This window comes from Actinoplanes sp. NPDC020271 (genome assembly GCF_044388125.1).
GTDB lineage: Bacteria > Actinomycetota > Actinomycetes > Mycobacteriales > Micromonosporaceae > Actinoplanes.
The window spans coordinates 70,492-88,699 of record NZ_JBIRWQ010000020.1 but is presented as its reverse complement, the minus strand read 5'-3'; the positions used below and the strand labels follow the sequence as shown (position 1 = coordinate 88,699).

Annotated in this window: 12 protein-coding genes; 7 read left to right on the top strand and 5 right to left on the bottom strand. The window is 72.4% G+C overall.

The window, feature by feature from the left end; all coding sequences use genetic code 11:
• Nucleotides 1–19 precede the first annotated feature (19 nt).
• Both ACH442_RS33920 and ACH442_RS33915 read right to left on the bottom strand, forming a co-directional pair.
• Nucleotides 20–2,812: a DUF5691 domain-containing protein gene (locus ACH442_RS33920; RefSeq protein ID WP_396342142.1), complete on the bottom strand. Its 2,793-nt coding sequence runs from the start codon at nucleotides 2,810–2,812 to the stop codon at nucleotides 20–22.
• Between the two features lie 206 nt (nucleotides 2,813–3,018).
• Nucleotides 3,019–3,975, bottom strand: coding sequence for a glutathione S-transferase family protein (locus tag ACH442_RS33915; protein WP_396342141.1), 957 nt, complete (start codon nucleotides 3,973–3,975; stop codon nucleotides 3,019–3,021).
• A gap of 67 nt (nucleotides 3,976–4,042) precedes the next feature.
• On the opposite strand from ACH442_RS33915, the gene ACH442_RS33910 reads away from it, so the two are divergent.
• The 4 genes from ACH442_RS33910 (at nucleotide 4,043) to ACH442_RS33895 (ending at nucleotide 8,298) form a co-directional block, all read left to right on the top strand.
• On the top strand, nucleotides 4,043–5,260 hold the full coding sequence (locus tag ACH442_RS33910) for an exonuclease domain-containing protein (RefSeq protein WP_396342140.1): 1,218 nt from the start codon (nucleotides 4,043–4,045) through the stop codon (nucleotides 5,258–5,260).
• Between the two features lie 467 nt (nucleotides 5,261–5,727).
• Entirely contained in the window at nucleotides 5,728–6,423 is a 696-nt protein-coding gene (locus tag ACH442_RS33905; RefSeq protein WP_396342238.1) for a response regulator transcription factor, read from the top strand.
• Nucleotides 6,416–7,771 carry a sensor histidine kinase gene (locus ACH442_RS33900; protein ID WP_396342139.1) on the top strand — a complete coding sequence of 452 codons (1,356 nt, stop codon included), beginning with the start codon at nucleotides 6,416–6,418 and terminating at the stop codon, nucleotides 7,769–7,771. Before ACH442_RS33905 ends, ACH442_RS33900 begins: the two co-directional genes overlap by 8 nt.
• 35 nt (nucleotides 7,772–7,806) lie before the next feature.
• Nucleotides 7,807–8,298 carry a hypothetical protein gene (locus ACH442_RS33895; RefSeq protein WP_396342138.1) on the top strand — a complete coding sequence of 164 codons (492 nt, stop codon included), beginning with the start codon at nucleotides 7,807–7,809 and terminating at the stop codon, nucleotides 8,296–8,298.
• Here the strand turns inward: ACH442_RS33895 and ACH442_RS33890 are convergent, their stop codons facing one another.
• Nucleotides 8,299–9,069, bottom strand: coding sequence for a DUF5995 family protein (locus tag ACH442_RS33890; RefSeq protein WP_396342137.1), 771 nt, complete (start codon nucleotides 9,067–9,069; stop codon nucleotides 8,299–8,301).
• A 171-nt stretch (nucleotides 9,070–9,240) separates the two neighbouring features.
• Nucleotides 9,241–12,051, bottom strand: a complete 2,811-nt coding sequence (locus tag ACH442_RS33885; RefSeq protein WP_396342136.1) for an AAA family ATPase — start codon at nucleotides 12,049–12,051, stop codon at nucleotides 9,241–9,243.
• A 175-nt stretch (nucleotides 12,052–12,226) separates the two neighbouring features.
• Here ACH442_RS33885 and ACH442_RS33880 point away from each other — a divergent pair, with 175 nt between their 5' ends.
• The 3 genes from ACH442_RS33880 (at nucleotide 12,227) to ACH442_RS33870 (ending at nucleotide 17,604) form a co-directional block, all read left to right on the top strand.
• Nucleotides 12,227–12,883, top strand: coding sequence for an adenylate/guanylate cyclase domain-containing protein (locus tag ACH442_RS33880; protein WP_396342135.1), 657 nt, complete (start codon nucleotides 12,227–12,229; stop codon nucleotides 12,881–12,883).
• 132 nt (nucleotides 12,884–13,015) lie between these two features.
• A complete protein-coding gene (locus ACH442_RS33875; protein ID WP_396342134.1) occupies nucleotides 13,016–15,070 on the top strand; it encodes a type IIA DNA topoisomerase subunit B in 2,055 nt (684 codons plus the stop codon).
• A gap of 14 nt (nucleotides 15,071–15,084) precedes the next feature.
• Nucleotides 15,085–17,604, top strand: coding sequence for a DNA topoisomerase (ATP-hydrolyzing) subunit A (locus ACH442_RS33870; protein WP_396342133.1), 2,520 nt, complete (start codon nucleotides 15,085–15,087; stop codon nucleotides 17,602–17,604).
• A gap of 128 nt (nucleotides 17,605–17,732) precedes the next feature.
• Here the strand turns inward: ACH442_RS33870 and ACH442_RS33865 are convergent, their stop codons facing one another.
• A complete protein-coding gene (locus tag ACH442_RS33865; RefSeq protein ID WP_396342132.1) occupies nucleotides 17,733–18,176 on the bottom strand; it encodes a MarR family winged helix-turn-helix transcriptional regulator in 444 nt (147 codons plus the stop codon).
• Nucleotides 18,177–18,208 lie beyond the last annotated feature (32 nt).

Here is an 18,208-nt window from a genome sequence, read left to right as displayed (position 1 = left end):
TGATGGCTCGATCAGCAAACTACCGCTGGGGTGTGACAGTTTCCGGCGCCCGCAGCTCGCGCAGCATCTCCTCGCGAAACGTGAGCGTGCGGGCCAGATCGGCGACCGGCCGGACCCGGCTCGCATCCACCTCCGGCTCCAGCTGTGCGGCGAGCCGGCCGGTGAGATCGGCATAGTCCGGCGGCATGGCGACCGCGGCCGTCCGGCACAGTTCGCCGAGCTGCCAGGTGTGCCGGTCGGTGCGGGCCCGGTGCGCGATCGTCTCCAGAACGGTCACGCTCAGCGGCTCGGGCCACGGCCCGGGGTGCAGCGCGAGCAGCCGATGGGCCGATCCGTCCTCGGCGCGCAGCGCCTCGGCGGCGAGCCGGGCCAGCGCGTCCGGCGGCAGGACCAGATGCAGATCCCAGCGGACCGCCTCGCGCAGCACCCCGGCGCCGGCCGCCAGCAGCGTCGCCGCCCAGCGGGCCTCGCCCTGCGCGATGGCAGCCTTGGCCCAGCCGTGCAGCAGGGGGCCGGCCCAGTCGTTTCCCCTGGCCAGCGCCACGTACCCAGACGGCTCCAGCTCGGTCCACGCGCCCAGCGGCGTGCCCGCGACCACCTCCTCCAGCAGCCACGCGCCCGCTCCGATGCCGTGGACCGGGCTCGCGCCCACGCCGTCGCGCCGCAGTGCCGCGTCGCATTCCTCCGGCGGCTGCACCGCCAGTCGGGGCGGATCGCTGAGCACCAGGCGGACCGCCACGGACGCCCGCTGTCGCATCCGCTGCCCGAGGGCCGCCCCGGGCAGCCGGCGCAGCAGCTCGACGGCGGTCTGCCGGACCTCCTTGCGCCGGTCGTCCAGGGCGCGCTCCAGCAGCTCCTCGTCGTCGGGCGAGAGCCCGTCGGCGAACGTGCCGAGGAACCGCGCCCGGTTCTCCGAGGACTCGGTGTTCCACGTGCCGGCCACCAGCTCACGGGCGCGTGCCGGGTCGGTGCGGCGCAGCGTGATCAGGTGGCCCAGGCGTTCCGCGCCGGAGGCCGTCGACCAGTCGACGAGCGTGACCGGGGCGGCCTCGTCGAGCAGCCACCGCCAGTCCGCGCGTTGCGCGGCCAGCCAGCCGCCGCGCCGCCCGGCGACCCGGGCCACGCCGGGGCGGACCGTCGTGTTGCGCCGGGCCGCGTCCAGGAGCGCGGGCAGGAGCACCGGGGGGACGACCCCGCCCCGGGCGACTGCCGCGGACAGCCACTGGGCCAGCAACTCCTGCTCCAGGTGGGCCCCGCCGGGCGCGCCCCCGCGAAGGATCCGCCCCAGCCGAACCCCGGCCGCCGCGGGCAGCGGGGGCGACGTCTCGCCCGGTGCGGCGACCACCGGCGCCTTCCCCTCGGGCGCGAAGCCCGCCCGCCGAGCTGTCAACGCCACCACCGCCGCATCGAGCAGCGCCACCGACGCCTCCCCTGGCCTGCCCCAGTCCCCCTCGACCGAAGCCGTCCCGACCCGCACCGACCGCCCCGACCACGGCCGCCGGGCCGTCCCGACCAGCGCCGCCGCCAGCATCTCGGCCGGCAGTTCGGCCATGCGCGGCGCCCCCGGATCCGGCACCGGACTCCCGGCCGGCACGAACTCGCCCTCCACCCACGCCGCAAGCGGCCGCAACCCGCCCGGCGACCATTCCGCCGCGACCGCGGCCGGCCGGCCGCCGGCGGCGGCGAGCAGCCACCACGGCTCCCGATGCCCGGCTGCCAGCGGCAACGCATCGCCGGCGGGGTCCACGAGGAACCCGTCGGCCGTCGGCATGACGTCGGCCAGCAGCATCGGACCGTCGAACCGGAAGGGCTCGGCGGCCAGAAGCGCGGACCAGCGCGAGAGGGCCGCCCGGACCGGCCCGGCCCCGTCGGGCGAGCCGAAGGGCTCGGCGGCGCTGTCACGGGATGCGACCAGTGCCCGCAGCGGCGCCGCGCCCGGATAGAAGCAGAGGTCACCCCGGAACTCGGTGCCGGGCACGAGGTCGGCGGTGAGCGTCTGCCCGGGCGCGGCGAACGACAGCACCAGCGCGAACCGCGACGTGGACGACCCGTGCAGCCACGTGCGCCGGGTGGTGAGCGCGCCGTCGTCGGTGTCGTGCTGACCCAGCACCTGCCAGCGATCGGTGAACCGGGGCCCGGCCAGCACTTCTTCGGTGGGGGTGGGGAAACCGATCCGGGACCGGACGCTCGCGGCGGTCGCCGGGTCGAGGGTGCCGAGCCGCTCGTGCCCGGCGACCACCAGGTGCAGCACGGCCAGCTCGCCGAGGAGCCGGTCGGCCCAGTGCGGGCCGATGCCGGCGATCCCGCCGAGCCGGCGGACGGCGCTCGCCACCCCGGGTGCCTGCGCGTCGACGAGCCGGGCGGCCATCGGCTCGAACGCCTGGTGACCGCGCCGGCCGAGCCCGGCCAGCCCCTGCCCGACCTGGTCGTCGAGCCAGCGCCGCAGCTCGGTCATGCCGCCGGCGACCCGCTCGGCCCGCTCGCGGGCGCGTTTCGCGGCGGCGACCGGATCAGGCGTGGAAGCCTCTTTCGGTTTCGCCCGCGCGGCCCGCATCGTCTGCCATTTCGTCACCCACTCGGGCGCCGGCCACGTGCCGGGCCCGGAATCGGCCCAGTGCAGGAGCAACCCGACCGCATGTTTGCAGGGCACCTTGAAGCTGGGGCAGGAACATGTGAACGCCGGGCCGGACACGTCGACCGCCACCTGATAGCCCCGGCACAGTCCCCAGAGGATGTCGTCGAGCAGCCCGGTGGGACCGAACTGCCCGGCGACGCTGCGGGCACGCTTGAGCGCGGCGGCGTCGGGAGCCACCGACTCAGCCTGGGCGAGAGACCATCGTTCTGCGGGCACGGATCGACCCTAGGCCGCGGGTACGACGTTTTGCCGTCACGCGGACCCGCCTGTGGACAACGGCGCGCCGACGCGATGAAGGCCCGGCCCCGCCGAGCGGCGGCGCCTGCTGTCCGACCTCACCCCGGCCCGGCAGTCCCAGCTCTCCGAACTGCTGAGACAACTGCTCAGTGGTCGCTGACCGGGGGAGTGCCGTCGCCGAAGGGGCGCCCGCCCAGCGACTCGCGGCCGTGCGGGGTGAGCCAGCCGCTCGGGTCCGGCCCGACGGGGACGATGCCGGTCGGGTTGATGTTGCGGTGCACCACGTAGTAGTGCTCCTTGATCTGCGGGAAGTCGATCGTGTCCCCGAAGCCGGGGGTCTGGAAGAGGTCCCGTGCGTAGTCCCACAGCACCGGCATCTCGCTGAGCTTCGACCGGTTGCATTTGAAATGCCCGTGGTAGACGGCGTCGAAGCGGGCCAGGGTGGTGAAAAGGCGTACGTCGGCCTCGGTGATGGCATCCCCGACGAGGTAACGCTGACGCGCCAGCCGGTCGGAGAGCCAGTCCAGACGGTCGAAGAGCTGCCGGTACGCCTTCTCGTAAGCGTCCTGCGAGGTCGCGAACCCGGCCCGGTAGACACCGTTGTTGACGTCGCGGAACACCACCGCGTTGACCTCGTCGATCTCGTCGCGCAGGTCGGCCGGGTACAACGCCGGGGCGCCGGGACGGTGGAACGCGGTCCATTCCAGCGACAGGTCGACGGTGATCTGCGCGAAGTCGTTGGTGACCACGGCCCCGCTCGGCACGTCGACCATCGCGGGCACGGTGATTCCCTTGTCGTACGCCGGGAATCTCTTGAGAAACGCCTCCTGCAGACGCTCGATGCCGAGCACCGGGTCGCGCCCGCCCGGGTCGAGGTCGAAGCTCCAGCTCCGCTCGTCGTGGGTCGGCCCGGCCATGCCCATCGAGAGCACGTTCTCCAGGCCGAGCAGCCGGCGCACGATGATCGCGCGGTTCGCCCAGGGGCAGGCCCGGGCCACCACCAGGCGATATCGGCCCGGTTCGACCGGGTAGCCGTCGCGGCCGTCGGCCGTGATCCGGGTCGTGATGTAGCGCTGATCCCGCGTGAACTCACCGGATGCCATGCGATCCATCGTGCCCGACGCCGGGCCCGCTGGCGTCGCGCCGGAACGGTCGCCTACTTTTCTTCTCATGTACGCCGTCGTCGACCTGCAGACCACCGGCACGAAGACCAGCTGGCACGACCGGATCGTGGAGATCGCGATCGTCCGCCTGGACGAGGCCGGCCGGGTGCTGGACGAGTGGTGCACGCTGGTCAACCCGGACCGTGACCTGGGCCCGCAGGAGTTGCACGGCATCACCGGGGCGGAGGCCCGCCGCGCGCCGCTCTTCGCCGAGCTGGCCGGTCAGGTCGCGGAACGCCTCACCGGGCAGCTGGTGGTCGCGCACAATCTGCTCTTCGACGCGGACTTCCTGACCGCCGAGTTCGGCAAGCTGGGTGTCGCGGTGCCGGTCGAGGACGATCTCGGTTTGTGCACCATGCGCCTGGCCGGGCATTTCCTGCCGACCGCGTCGCGCAGTCTCACGGCCTGTCGCGCCGCCGCGGGCCTGGGCCCGTACCGGGAGTACTCCGCGCTGCACGGTGCCCGGGCCGCCGCCGAGCTGCTCACGTACTACCTGGAGCGCGCCGGCGATCCGCTCCCGTGGACCGAGCTGCTCGACGAGGCCCGTCACGCGAAGTGGCCGGCGCTGCCGGTGACCACGATCGCGCCCGTCCCGCGCCGCCGTCCCGAGGAACGCGAGCCCCACTTCCTGACCCGCCTGGTGGACCGCCTGCCCCGCCAGCTGAACCCGAAGGCCGACGCGTACCTGGCGCTGCTCGACGGCGTCATGCTGGACCGGCACATCTCCGCCAGTGAGGCCGACCAGCTGGTCACGATCGCCGGCCGGATCGGACTGTCCCGCGCCGACGCCGAGTTCCTGCACCGCCGCTACCTGTCCGGCCTGGCCACGGTCGCGCTGGCCGACCAGATCCTCACCCCGGCCGAGCGCCTCGACCTCGACGGCGTCGCCGAACTTCTCGGCCTGACCAGCGCCGACGTCGACCGCGCCCTGGCCGGTGCCGCGGCGAGACCGGCCGCTCAGCCCGCCCAGTGGCAGCTCACCCCTGGTGACCAGGTGGTTTTCACCGGCCCGCTGAACCCGCCGCGCGAGCACCTCGAAGTCGACGCGCTGACCCACGGCCTGCGCACGGCCCGCAAGGTCACCAAGCAGACCCGCCTGCTGGTCGCGGCCGACCCCGACTCGCTCTCCGGCGTGGCGAAGCTGGCCCGCCAGTACGGCATCCCCATCGTCACCACCACGGCCTACAAGGCGATGCTCGAGGCCTTGCTCGCCGGCTCCCGCTGAAGATCAAGATCTGATTGGCGTACGCCCCGGGCCGCCGGTCAGGTCCCGTGCCGAGCCCGTGCCACCGGTCCCGGCTCTGTCCGCAGCGCGACGCACCGTCCCGGGCTGTTCTCACCGTGGTTTCCGGCCCGGACAACCACGGTGAGAACCAGACGGGGACGGCCGCCCGTGGGCGGCCGTCGGTGAAGCTCGGTGGGCGAGGCATCCCCCCGTGTGCGATGCCTCGCCCGGCTCAGGGGGCCGGGCATTCCGGGCACGGCGCAGCGAACCGGGTGGAATGCGCGGCGAGGCCCGCTGCTGGACCTGCGCCTTTATAGCACGCCAGGAGAGCGCTTTCCGATACCTGCAACGGATTGTGGGAGCGCACCCAGCCTGGTGGGCGACGTCCTCGCTGGTCGGGAGTTCACCCGACCCGGGGAGAGCCCTTACGTTCCTCGAACATCCGTGCCGCGCACTCCGGCGGCATGATGTGTCCCGTGACTAAACCGTCGAAGGGGCTCGTCCTGCTGGTCGAGGACGAGCGGCCGATCGCCGACCTGGTCCGGCTCTACCTGAGCCGGGAGGGCTTCGGCGTGCACGCCGAGCACGACGGCGTGGCCGGTCTGGCCGCGGCCCGCCGGTTGCGTCCGGTGGCGTGCATCCTGGACATCGCGCTGCCGGGGCTGGACGGCACGGAGATCTGCCGCCGGATGCGTGCCGACGGTGACTGGACGCCGGTGATCTTCCTGACCGCCCGCGACGACGAGGTGGACCGGATCCTCGGGCTGGAGCTGGGCGGGGACGACTACGTGACGAAACCGTTCAGCCCGCGCGAGCTGGTCACCCGGGTCAAGGCTCTGCTGCGCCGCGCCGCCGGTCCGCCGGAGATCGATCGCGTACGGACCCTGGGCCCCCTCACCCTCGACCAGGGCCGCCGCACCGCCGCGGTCCACCAGCAGCCACTGATCCTCACCGCCACCGAGTTCGACCTGCTGGCGCACCTGCTCGGGCGGCCCGGCCGGGTGTTCACCCGCGAGGAGCTGCTCGCCGCGGTCTGGGGCTACGCGTCGCACGCCGGTACCCGTACCGTCGACGTGCATGTGGCCCAGGTCCGCGCGAAACTCGGCGACGCGGCGAGCCTGATCCGCACGGTCCGCGGGGTCGGGTACACCGCCGATGCGTGACTTCTTCCGCACGCTGACCGGCCGCGCGGTCCTGGTCACGGTCGCCACCTCGGTCGTCTCGGTGATCGTCACGGCGCTGGTCGCCGTCCCGGTCGCGATCCGCTCGGAGAACACGCAGGTCCGCGCGGAGCTGGTGGAGAAGTCGGCACTCGCGGTCGAACTGCTCGCCGACGAGCGCCCGGCCGCGCGGGAGAGGATCGCCCAGCGGCTGCGCCGGGACCAGATCGAGATCTACCTGATCCGGCGGGGCGTCCCCGACCATCAGGGCCTGCCGGCGCGCGTGGTCGCGCAGGTCAGCGGTGGTGCGCTGGTCGACGCACGCGGGCGGGTCGACGGGCGGGCGTCGTTCATCGCGGGCCGCCCGCTCAGCGGCGTCGACGCCGGGGTGGTGCTCACCCGGCCGGCCTCGACCGGTCTCGTGCTGCGGGTGCTCGGCAGCGTGTGGTGGGCGCTGCTGGCCGGTCTGCTCGGCGGGATCCTGGCCGGCGCGCTGCTGGCCCGGTTCGTCACCCGGCCGATCGAGCTCGCCGCGGCGGCGGCCGGGCGGCTGGCCGGCGGCGACCGGTCGGTGCGGATCGCCCGGCGCGGCCCGGCCGAGGCGGTCCGCCTGGCCGAGGCGGTGAATCAGCTGGCCGCGGCCTTGCAGACCAGTGAGGGCCGCGAACGCGACTTCCTCTTGTCGGTCTCCCATGAATTGCGTACGCCGCTGGCCACCATCCGTGGCTACGCCGAGGCCCTCGCCGACGGCGTGGTCGGTGCGGACGGCGCGCAGCCGGCCGGCGCCACCATGGTCGCCGAGGCCGACCGGCTGGACCGGCTCATCTCCGACCTGCTCGTCCTGTCCCGGCTGGAAGCGGCCGACCTGCCGCTGGACGTGGTGCCGGTGGACCTCACCGAGCTGGTCCGCGAGGCGGGGGTCGCGTGGTCGGCGCGCTGCGGTGCGGACGGCCCGCGGCTCTCGGTGGAGCTGCCGGGCACGCCGGTCACCGTCGAGACCGACCCGGGCCGGATCCGTCAGGTGGTCGACGGGCTGTGCGAGAACGCGCTGCGGGTGGTCCCGTCCGGTGCGCCGCTGGTCCTTGCCGTGCACGCGGGGGAGTCCGGCGGCGTGGTCGAGGTGCGGGACGGCGGCCCGGGGTTCACCGACGACGATCTGGCCGTCGCGTTCGAGCGGGGCGCGCTGAACCGGCGCTACCGCGGCATCCGCAAGGTGGGCAGTGGACTGGGGCTGGCCCTCGCGGCACGCCTGGTCGGGCGGCTGGGTGGCCGGATCGAGGCCGGGCACGCCCCGGAGGGCGGGGCGATGTTCACCGTGGAACTTCCTTACCCGACTCGAACAATCGGCTGACGTTCGCCGATTCGGGCGGGCTCACGCTCGTACCCATGAATCGAAGCGGGAAAGCCCTCATCGTCGCCGCAGCCTTGACCGCCGCCCTGGCCGGATGCGGCGCAGCCGCGACCGAATCCCCGTCGTCGCTGGGGGACGTCGCCTCCGAGGCCGTCGCCCTGCAAACCGTTGGATTCACCACCGACGAGTCACCGAGCGCGACCACCCCGGACGGTGTCCGGCCGCGCGTCGTCCGCAAGCTGCTGCGGCGCAACGCGCTGCACGGTGAGGTGACCGTGCAGGCCAAGGACGGTACGAAGACCGTGGTCGTGCAACGCGGAACGATCACCGCGGTGGACGACAAGAGCGTGACCGTCAAGTCCACCGACGGCTTCCAGCTCACGTGGAGTTACGGCGATCCGCTGCGGATCGTGCAGCAGCGCAAGGCCGCGGACCGCACTGTCCTGAAGGCCGGCGCCGAGGTCGGCATCGGTGGCGTGCAGGACGGATCGGCGACCGCGGCTCGGCTGATCGTCGTGAAGAAGTAGTTACTGCAGGAAGTCCGCGAACGGCGAGAGCAGCAGTTTCCCCAGACCGGTGGCGGTACGGTCGAGCCGTCGACGCTCCGAGTCGAGCGCGATCAGGTCGTGCCGGATGGCCCAGACCTTCTGCGCGTTGCGCCAGGCGACGTTCCGGGTGTACTCCACCATCTCGCCCTGCCACCAGTCGTCCAGGTCGCCGTTCATCGTGTCGATGAGCAGCTGCCAGCGGTCCAGATATCCTCGGCGCAGGCCCGGGATCTCCTCCGCGAAGATGTCGTTGACCTGCAGATAGTCGTGGTGCTGGTCGCTGCCGTCGATCGGGTCCGAGCCCAGGTGGTCGAACGTGGTGACCAGCGCGAACGGCAGGTCGAAGTTGATGTGCGCGTTGACCCCGGCCACCGCGGACGGCAGCGGGCGCGCGTCCGGCCCGGGAATCCGGTGGAACAGGCCGGCCCAGACGCCGGGGCAGGCCGGGCTGCCCTCGGTCCAGTAACGCAGGGCGTCGAAGTAGCGGGCGGCGAACTCCACGTCCAGCCGGGACAGGAACGCCGGGTCCTTGAACTTGCCCGCGTAGAGCCGGTCCAGCACGTTCTCGGTGATGGTCAGGTAGAGCTTGTTGAAATCGGCGAGCGGATTGCCGTTCAACAGCGGCGGCACCTGACACAGAACGTCCTGCAGAGCGCTGAGCTGGGCGACGACGGCGGGCACGTCGTCCGGGTGCTCCTGCAGGATCGCGGACATCTCGGATTGCACTGGCCCCCAGGTGGGCTGGGTCATCGGATCCTCCACGGACTGCTGATGTGCGGAGGGCCCCCAGCACCGCCCGGTGGCTGTGGCCACCGGGCGGTGCTCCCCCGTGCCCACAGCCTTTCACCGGCTACGGGCGAGGGGATCGGTAGAACGACGTATTCCGTGTACGTATGTCACGGCGGGATAACGATCGCCTTGTCACGCCGCTGTCAGATAGACACGACTGGCCTGCACCCGGGTACGTACCTGAAGTTTGTCGAAGATGTGCCCGAGGTGCACGCCGACCGTGCGCTCGCTGATGAACAGCAGCTCGCCGATCTCCCGGTTGGTCAGCCCCTCGGCGACCGCGGCCAGCACCTCGCGCTCGCGCCCGGTGAGAACAGCCAGCTCATCGCCGGGGTCGGGCTCGGGCGGGGCCATCGGCACGGTGTCCGCGTCCTCGGCCAGCGCGACCCGGAACCGCTGAGCGACGCTCTTGATCTCGTTGGCCAGCGGCCGCGCGCCCATCGCGATCGCGGTCACGTACGCCTGACGCAGCCCGGCGACCGCGGTGGTGCGCCGGGCCCGGCGGCTCAGCGCCACCTCGGCGTGCCGCAGCCGTGAATAGGCCGCCGGGTAGGGCTGCTCCCGGCGGTCCCAGATCGCGGCGGCCCGGGCCCACGGCTCCGGGTCCTGCCGGTCCTCGACGCGACTCAGTTCGGCCGCGCAGAGGAAGAAATAACCGTCCAGCACCGCGCGGACCTCCGGAGCGGCGGCGTTCGCCCCCGCCTCCAGGCGCGTCACCACGGTCTTCAGCCGGCGCAGCGCGCCCGGGTCGACCTGCGCGCCGTCCGCGTGCGCCTCAGCCTCGGCCCGCAGCCCGTGCCAGGCCAGCACGCCCAGCAGCACCAGGTCGTCGGAGCGGGTCTCGGTGAGGCCGCGCTGCACCGCGGCCCGCGCGACGGCGTGCTCCTTCTGCCACATCGCCAGCCCGGAACGCAGCGTGAGCATCGGCAGCACGTGCCGCGCCCCGCCGCCGGCCAGCAGCGTCGCCACCGCGTCCAGGTCGCGGCGGGCGTTGTCCAGCTCGCCGAAACCGACCCAGAGGCGGCTGCGGGCGAGCAGCAACTCCACCGCGTCGGCGCCGGACGGGCGGTGCCGCATCGCCTCGGCCAGCACCGCGTCCGCCTCGGCCCACTGGCCGATGCGGAACAGTCCGTTGCCGGCGATCGCCAGCAGACGGGTCTGATATGTCCGGCCGACGCCGCGCGAGGCCAGCCGGTCGGCGCCCCGGCGGGCGACCAGAACGCCCTCCTCGATGCTGTTCAGCGGGCCGGTGAGCAGCTCGGCCAGGTGCAGGTAGGCCACGCCCAGATCCTCCGGGTGGCCGGAGCGCTCGGCGATCTCCACGGCGTGCCGGATGACGGCCAGGCCGGCGTCCGGATCCTCCCGGAAAGCGGCGCTGAAGCCCAGCGCGGCACTCGCCCGGACCAGGTCGGCGGTGGAACCGTTGATCGCGGCCAGCTCCAGCGCGTCGCGGGCGTGCTGGTTGGCGTCCCCGTACCGCCCCAGGTGCAGGAGCAGCTCGGCCAGGAAAGCGGCGGCGGTGCCGCGCAGCTGCGGGGTGCAGTCGGGGGAGCGCAGCGCCAGCTCGTACTCCTGCTCGGCGGTCTCCGAACGCCCGGCCGCGGCCAGGTACCGCGCGCGGCGCAGATGCAGCTCGCACTCGGTCGGCGCGTCCTTGCGGCCGGCCAGCTCCTCCAGGCGGGCCAGGGCGAGCACGTGCTCGCCGCACTGGTGCGCCGACTCGGCCGCGTGCCTGAGCAGCTCGGTCCGGTCGTCGGCGTCCTCGCCGGTCAGCCGCAGGGCGAGGGTCCAGTGGCGGTGGGCCTCGGCGAAGCCGTACATCCCCTCGGCGGACCGGGCCGCGGCGATCACCGACGGCAGCGCCCGGGACGGCAGGCCGGCCCGTTGCCAGTGGTGGGCCAGGCGGGCGTGGTCGGCCTCGTCCGGACCCGCCTCCAGCGCCTCGGCGTACCGCCGGTGCAGCGCGGTCGCCTCGGCCGGCAGCACCTCCTGCTCCAGAACCTCGGCGACCAGGCGGTGCCGCAGCCGGTAGCCCTCGCCGTCGCCGATCACGAACCGGTACGCCACGGCGGCGCGGATCGCCTCCAGCAGCTCGTCCTCGGCGAGGCGGACCACCCGGGACAGCACCGCGTGCTCGACCGGCTCGACGCCGGCGGCCAGCGCGTTCACCACGGCGTGGGCGTTCGGCGGGAGCTCGTCGATGCGGGCCAGGAAGATCTCGCGCAGCGTGTCGGAGAGCTCCACCCGGCCGTCGCGCAGGTCGCGCGCCAGCTCCTCGACCACGAACGGGTTGCCGCCGCTGCGCTTGTAGACCCGCTCGGCGTCCTCCCCGGCCACCTCGCCGTCGACGATCGCGCCGACCAGCTCGCGGGTCTGCTCCTGGTTCAGCGGGGCGAGGTCCACGACCCGTACGGACCGCAGGCGGCGCAGCTCGGCGAGCACCCGGCGCAGCGGGTGGGTGCCGTGCAGGGCCTCGGCGCGGATCGCGGCGAGCACCGACACGCGCACGTCGCCCAGGCCGGCCAGCAGGTAGAGCAGCAGCTGGCGGGTGCTCCGGTCGGCCCACTGCAGATCATCGAGCACGAGCAGCAGCCGCTGGTCGCCGGCGATCGCGCGCAGGTCCCGTGAGACCCGGTCGAGCAGCGCCCCGGCGTCGTCGGCGGTGGTGGCCGGCGCGCTGTCGTGCCGGCGCAGGGCCTGCAGCACCGGGTGCAGCGGCGACGCGTCGCCGATGTCCAGACAGGTGCCGAAGAGCACCGCGAAGTCCCTACCGCGCAACGCGTCGGCGGTCTCCCGCAGCAGCCGGCTCTTGCCGACCCCGCTCTCCCCGGTCAGGAAGACCGCGGCTGTCCCACCGGGACCGACGTTGCGCAGGTTGGACTGAATGTCGGCCAGCGTGCCGGTGCGCCCGACAAGCGGCCCGTCGTCCCCCTGGCTGGCCATGACCGGCAGCCTAATGCGAAAGCGGCTATCACGTTGTCGTCGGTTCGGACTGTTCTGCGTCACAAAAATGACGAGTGTTGATGCTGTCAGAGATACGTCGTTCTGCGGATCCGTATGTCGATCGGGACTGGCACCGTTCTCCCGGTCAACGCAGAGATCTGGGGGAGCGTGAGACATGACCACCATCACCATCGGCACCGTTCAGGAGCGGCGCCAGACCGTCACCGTGCTGTTCATCGACATCGTCGGCTTCACCACCTTGGTGGACCGGCTGGACTGCGCGGAGGTGCGGGCGTTGCAGCGGGACTACTTCTCGGCGGTCGCTCGCGTGGTCCGGGAGTGCGGCGGCATCGTCGAGAAGTACGTCGGCGACGCGGTGATGGCGGTGTTCGGCGCCGGCGAGGACGGCTTCGAGCCGGAGGCGGCCGCCTCGGCCGTGCGCGCGGGCCTGTCGGTCCAGGAGGCGTTGAGGGGGCGTCTCCTGGCCGGCAGGCACCGGGTGCGTACCCGGGCCGGGCTCGCCACCGGGGAGGTGATCGTGGATCCACTGATGACCTTCGACGGCGGGTACGCGATGATCAGCGGCAGTGTCGTGGCGACCGCGGCCCGGTTGCAGGCCTACGCCCCGCACGACACGGTGGTGGTGTGCTCGGCGACCCGGGACGTCACCGACGAGCTGATCGCCTATCAGGAGATGCCACCGGTCTCGGTGCCGGGCAAGTCCTACCCGCTGGATCTGTGGCGCGCCCTGCAGCCGCAGTCCACGACGTCGGAGCCGAGCAGCGGTGGGCTGGGTGGCGCGGGCCGGCTCGTCGGGGCTCTTGCCAGCTGAATTTTGTAACCTTTTCCCCGAATTTTCGGACTGGCAAGCCGTGACCTGGCTCGCCTGGGGCAGAAGTGTCGGAGGGGCCGGGTAGGCTCGCGCCGTTCTGACCACTGACGGGCGACCGGGAGAGCCACACTCGTGACCGCACAGCCAGAGACCTTGTACGGGGCTGACGACCTCACGCACCTGGAAGGGCTGGACGCTGTCCGGAAACGCCCAGGGATGTACATCGGGTCCACCGACAGCCGGGGTATCAACCACCTGGCCAACGAGATCATCGACAACTGCACGGACGAGGGGGTGGCGGGCCACGCCACCCAGATCGCCGTCACGCTGCACACCGACGGGTCGGTCCAGGTCGACGACGACGGCCGGGGCATCCCGACCGACGTGCACGCCAAAAGTGGCCTGAGCGGCGTCGAGCTGGTGCTGACCCGGCTGCACGCCGGCGGCAAGTTCGGCGGCTCGGGCTACAAGGCGTCCGGCGGCCTGCACGGCGTCGGCGCCTCCGCGGTGAACGCGCTCTCGCTGCGCTACGACGTCACCGTCAAGCGCGACGGCAAGGTCCACGAGATCTCGTTCCAGCGCGGCGTGCCCGGGGTCTTCGACGGGCAGGGCCCGGGCGCGTCGTTCACGCCCCAGGCCGGCCTGCGGGTCGTCCGCCGGATGAAGCGCGGCGAGCCCACCGGCACCTCCACGCGGTACTGGTACGACGCCCGCTACTTCGAGGCCGGCGCCCGGCTCGACGTCGAGGCCGTCCGCGGCAAGCTGCGCAACACCGCGTTCCTGGTGGCCGGGGTGCAGTTCACGCTCTTCGACGCGACCGCCGAGGAGCCGGCCACCGAGACGTTCCACTTCCCCAACGGGCTCACCGACATGGTGGAGTTCCTGACCCCGGCGTCGGACAAGCCGGTCTCCGGGATCCTCATCATCAACGGTGAGGGGACGTACAAGGAGAACGCCGCCGACGCCAACGGCGTCATGCAGTCGAACGTGGTCCGCGAGGCCCAGGTGGAGATCGCCTTCCGCTGGGGCACCGGCTACGAGCGCACCGTCGAATGCTTCACCAACACGATCCGCAACGTGCACGGCGGCACCCACCGCAAGGGCTTCGAGCGGGCCCTGACGCGCGCGCTGACCGAGGCCGTCCGCAACGCCCGTGGGCTGCTCAAGCCCAAGGAGGAGCCGCCCGTCCTGGACGACTTCCTGGAGGGGATGACCGCGGTCCTCCACGTCCGCGTCCCGGAGCCGCAGTTCACCTCGCAGACCAAGGACGAGCTGTCCACGGCCGGCATCACCCGGGTGACGCAGGGCCTCGTCGAGGCGTACCTGAAAGCCTGGATCGACGACCGGAGGACGAAGACCGAGGCTCGCACGGTTCTGCAGAAGGTGGTGGACGCGGCTCGCGTCCGGCTCACCCAGAAACAGCAGAAGGACGCGGCCCGCCGCAAGACCGCCCTCGAGGGCGCCTCGATGCCGCCCAAGCTGGTCGACTGCCGCACCACCGGCATCGCCCGCAGCGAGCTCTACATCGTCGAGGGTGACAGCGCGCTCGGCACCGCCCGGATGGCCCGCTCCTCGGAGTACCAGGCGCTGCTGCCGATCCGCGGCAAGATCCTCAACGTGCAGAAGGCCAGCATGCAGCAGGTGCTGGACAACGCCGAGTGCTCGGCGATCGTCCAGGTGCTCGGCGCCGGCTCCGGCCGCACCTTCGACATCGGTTCGATGCGGTACGGGCGGGTCATGCTGATGGCCGACGCCGACGTCGACGGCTCGCACATCCGCACGCTGCTGATCACGCTCTTCGCCAAGTACATGCGGCCGGTGATCGAGGACGGCCGGCTCTACGCGGCGATGCCCCCGCTGCACAAGCTGACCACCAAGGGCCGCAACTCGGAGACCTTCTTCACCTACACCCAGCAGGAGATGGAGGCCACCTTCAACCGGCTGCAGCGGGAGGGCAAGTCGCTGGCCCCGGTGAGCCGGTTCAAGGGTCTCGGTGAGATGGACGCCGACGAGCTGTGGGACACCACGATGAACCCGGCCACCCGTACCGTCCGGCGCATCACGCTGGACGACGCCGAGCGGGCCGAGGCCACTCTCGAGCTGCTGATGGGTGAGCGGGTCGAGCCCCGGAAGAACTGGTTGATCGAGGCTGCCGGCCGGATCGACCAGGAGACGATCGACGCCTGAGAGGTTCGCTACCAATGGCACGCCGCAAGACCGAGAACCGCGTCGACCTGTCCGCGTTCGACCAGGCCGGCGCCAACATCATCGACAACCCGCTGACCACCGAGGTCGAGGACTCCTACTTGGAGTATGCGTACTCGGTGATCCACTCCCGGGCGCTGCCGGACGCGCGGGACGGCCTCAAGCCGGTGCACCGGCGCATCCTCTGGTCGATGTCCGAGCAGGGCCACCGGCCCGACCGGGCGTACGTGAAGTCCGCCCGCGTCGTCGGCGACGTGATGGGCAAGTACCACCCGCACGGTGACGTGGCGATCTACGACGCGCTGGTCCGCCTCGCGCAGGACTTCTCGCTCAACACGCCGCTGATCGACGGCCACGGCAACTTCGGCTCGCCCGACGACGGGCCGGCCGCCGCGCGGTACACCGAGGCGCGCATGTCGCGCGAGGCGATGCTGCTCGTCGGCGAGCTGGGCGAGGGCACGGTCGACTTCAAGCCCACCTACGACGGCTCCGACCTCGAGCCCAAGGTGCTGCCCGCCGCCTTCCCGAACCTGCTGGTCAACGGCACGTCCGGGATCGCGGTCGGGATGGCGACCAACATGATCCCGCACAACCTGGGCGAGGTCGTCGCGGCGGCCCGGCACCTGATCACCAACCCCGGCGCCGAGCTCGACGAGCTGATGCGCTTCGTCCCGGGCCCCGACCTGCCCACCGGCGGTCAGCTGCTCGGGCTCGACGAGGTGCGCCGGGCGTACGAGACCGGCCGCGGCGTGGTGCGCATCCGCGCCCGCGCGCAGACCGGCCTCCTCGAGGGTGGACGCGGGCGGCAGGCGATCACCGTGACCGAACTGCCGTACGGGATCGGGGCCGAAAAGATCATCGAGGCGATCACCGACGAGGTGAAGGGCAAGCTGATCACCTCCGGTCCCAAGCGGGGGCAGCGGCAGGCCGCCCGGCTGACCGGCATCGCCGACGTGAAGGACCTCACCGACCGCGAGCACGGCACCCGCCTGGTGATCGAGTGCAAGGTCGGCGTCAACCCGCAGGCGCTGCTCGCCGACCTCTACCGGCTGACGCCGCTGGAGAGCTCGTTCGGCATCAACAACCTCGTCCTGGTCGACGGCCAGCCGCGCACGCTGGGTCTCAAGGCGCTGCTGGAGGTCTTCGTCCAGCATCGGTACGACGTCGTCACCCGCCGCACGGAGTTCCGGCGCAGCAAGCGGCAGGACCGCCTGCACCTGGTCGACGGCCTGCTCATCGCCCTGATCGACATCGACCGGGTGGTCGCGATCATCCGGGCCAGCGACGACGCGGCGGCGGCCAAGGCGTCCCTGATGAGCGAGTTCGGTCTCAGTGACATCCAGGCGACCTACATCCTGGACACGCCGCTGCGCCGCCTCACCCGCTTCGACCGGATCGAGCTGGAGACCGAGCAGGAGCGGCTGCGCAACGAGATCGCCGAGCTGAGCCGCATCCTCGACAACGAGGACGTGCTGAAGCAGGTCGTCTCCGACGAGCTGGCCGAGGTGACCAACGAGTTCGCTCGTCGCCGGCAGACCACGCTGATCGACGGCGACCTCAAGGAGGTGCTGGCCGCGTCCGCGCCGGCCGGCCCGCTCGAGGTGGCCGACGACCCGTGCCAGATCATCCTCTCCGCCACCGGGCTGATCGCCCGTACGGCCGCGGAGAGCGAGGAGTCGACCGAGGCGCGCAAACGCAGCGGCCGGGTCAAGCACGACGCGGTCCGCGCGATCATCCACGCCACCGCCCGTGGCCGGATCCTGCTGATCACGAACCGGGGCCGGGCGTTCAAGACCGACGTGCTGCCGCTGCCGGTGCTGCCCGAGTCCTCCGGCACGGTCTCGCTGCGCGGCGGCATGTCCGCGTCCGAGCTGGTCCCGCTGGAGAAAGGGGAGAAGGTGGTCGGGCTCGCGCCGCTGGCCGCCGGTGACTCCCCGGGTCTCGCGCTCGGCACCCGGCAGGGCGTGGTCAAGGTCTGCGCGCCGGAGTGGCCGGTCCGCTCCGACGAGTTCGAGGTGATCACCCTCAAGGAGGGTGACGAGGTGCTGCAGGCGACGTGGCTCGCCGACGGCGCGGAATCGCTGGTCTTCATCACGTCGGACGCGAACCTGCTGCGCTTCCCGGCGAAACTGGTCCGGCCGCAGGGGCTCAAGGGCGGCGGCATGGCCGGGGTGAACCTGGCCGCCGAGGCGACGGTCGTCTCGTTCAACGTGGTGAACACGGCGGACTCGTCGCACGGGGAGCCGATGGTGGTGACGTCGACGGGCACGCAGGTGAAGGTGTCGCCGTTCGCGTCGTACCCGGCGAAGGGCCGTGCGACCGGCGGGGTGCGGGTGCAGCGCTTCCTGAAGGGCGAGACGTCGCTGGTGGTGGCGTGGGTCGGGCCGCGTCCGGTCGGCGCCAGCAGCACCGGCGACCCGGTCGAGCTGCCCGAGCCGGACGCGCGCCGCGACGGCTCCGGCGCCGCGGTGATCATGGGCCCGCAGCTGATCGGGCACCACATCGAGCGCGACTGACGCCGAGCATTCCTGAACCGCCCGCCGGATTTTCCCGGCGGGCGGTTTCGTCGTTCCCCTCGGCAGCCGGCAGCCGGCAGCCGGCAGTCAGGCAGTCGGCATCCGGGCAGCAGGCAGCTTCGGCCGGATCACCAGGCCGGGCGGATGCGGCCGGGAACGGCCACGCTCGACAGGGCGGCCCGGACGGTGGCCAGCCGCTCCGGCCCGAGGGCGTCGGCCCAGGGCTGCAGCACCGCGGTCGCGGCTTCGTCCGCCGCGCGGGTGCAGGCCCAGCCGCGTTCGGTGAGGGTCAGCAGGCGGGCGCGGGCGTCGGCGGGGTGCGGCCGGCGTTCCACGTAGCCTTTGCGCACCAACTCGTCGGCCATCTGGCTGGCGGCCTGTTTGGTGACGCCGAGGTGTTCGGCGAGTTCGACGACGGTGGCGCCGTCCGGGGCGAGGCGGACGAAGGCGAAGCCGTGGGCCGGGCGCAGATCGGTGAAGCCGCGGGCCCGTACGCCCTCGTGGATGCCGTCGACCAGGGCGGATGCCGCGCCGAGGAGCAGCACCGGCAGGTCCAGCAGATCACGTCGCACGAAAGGAGTTTGACATGACGGTCAAGCTGGTT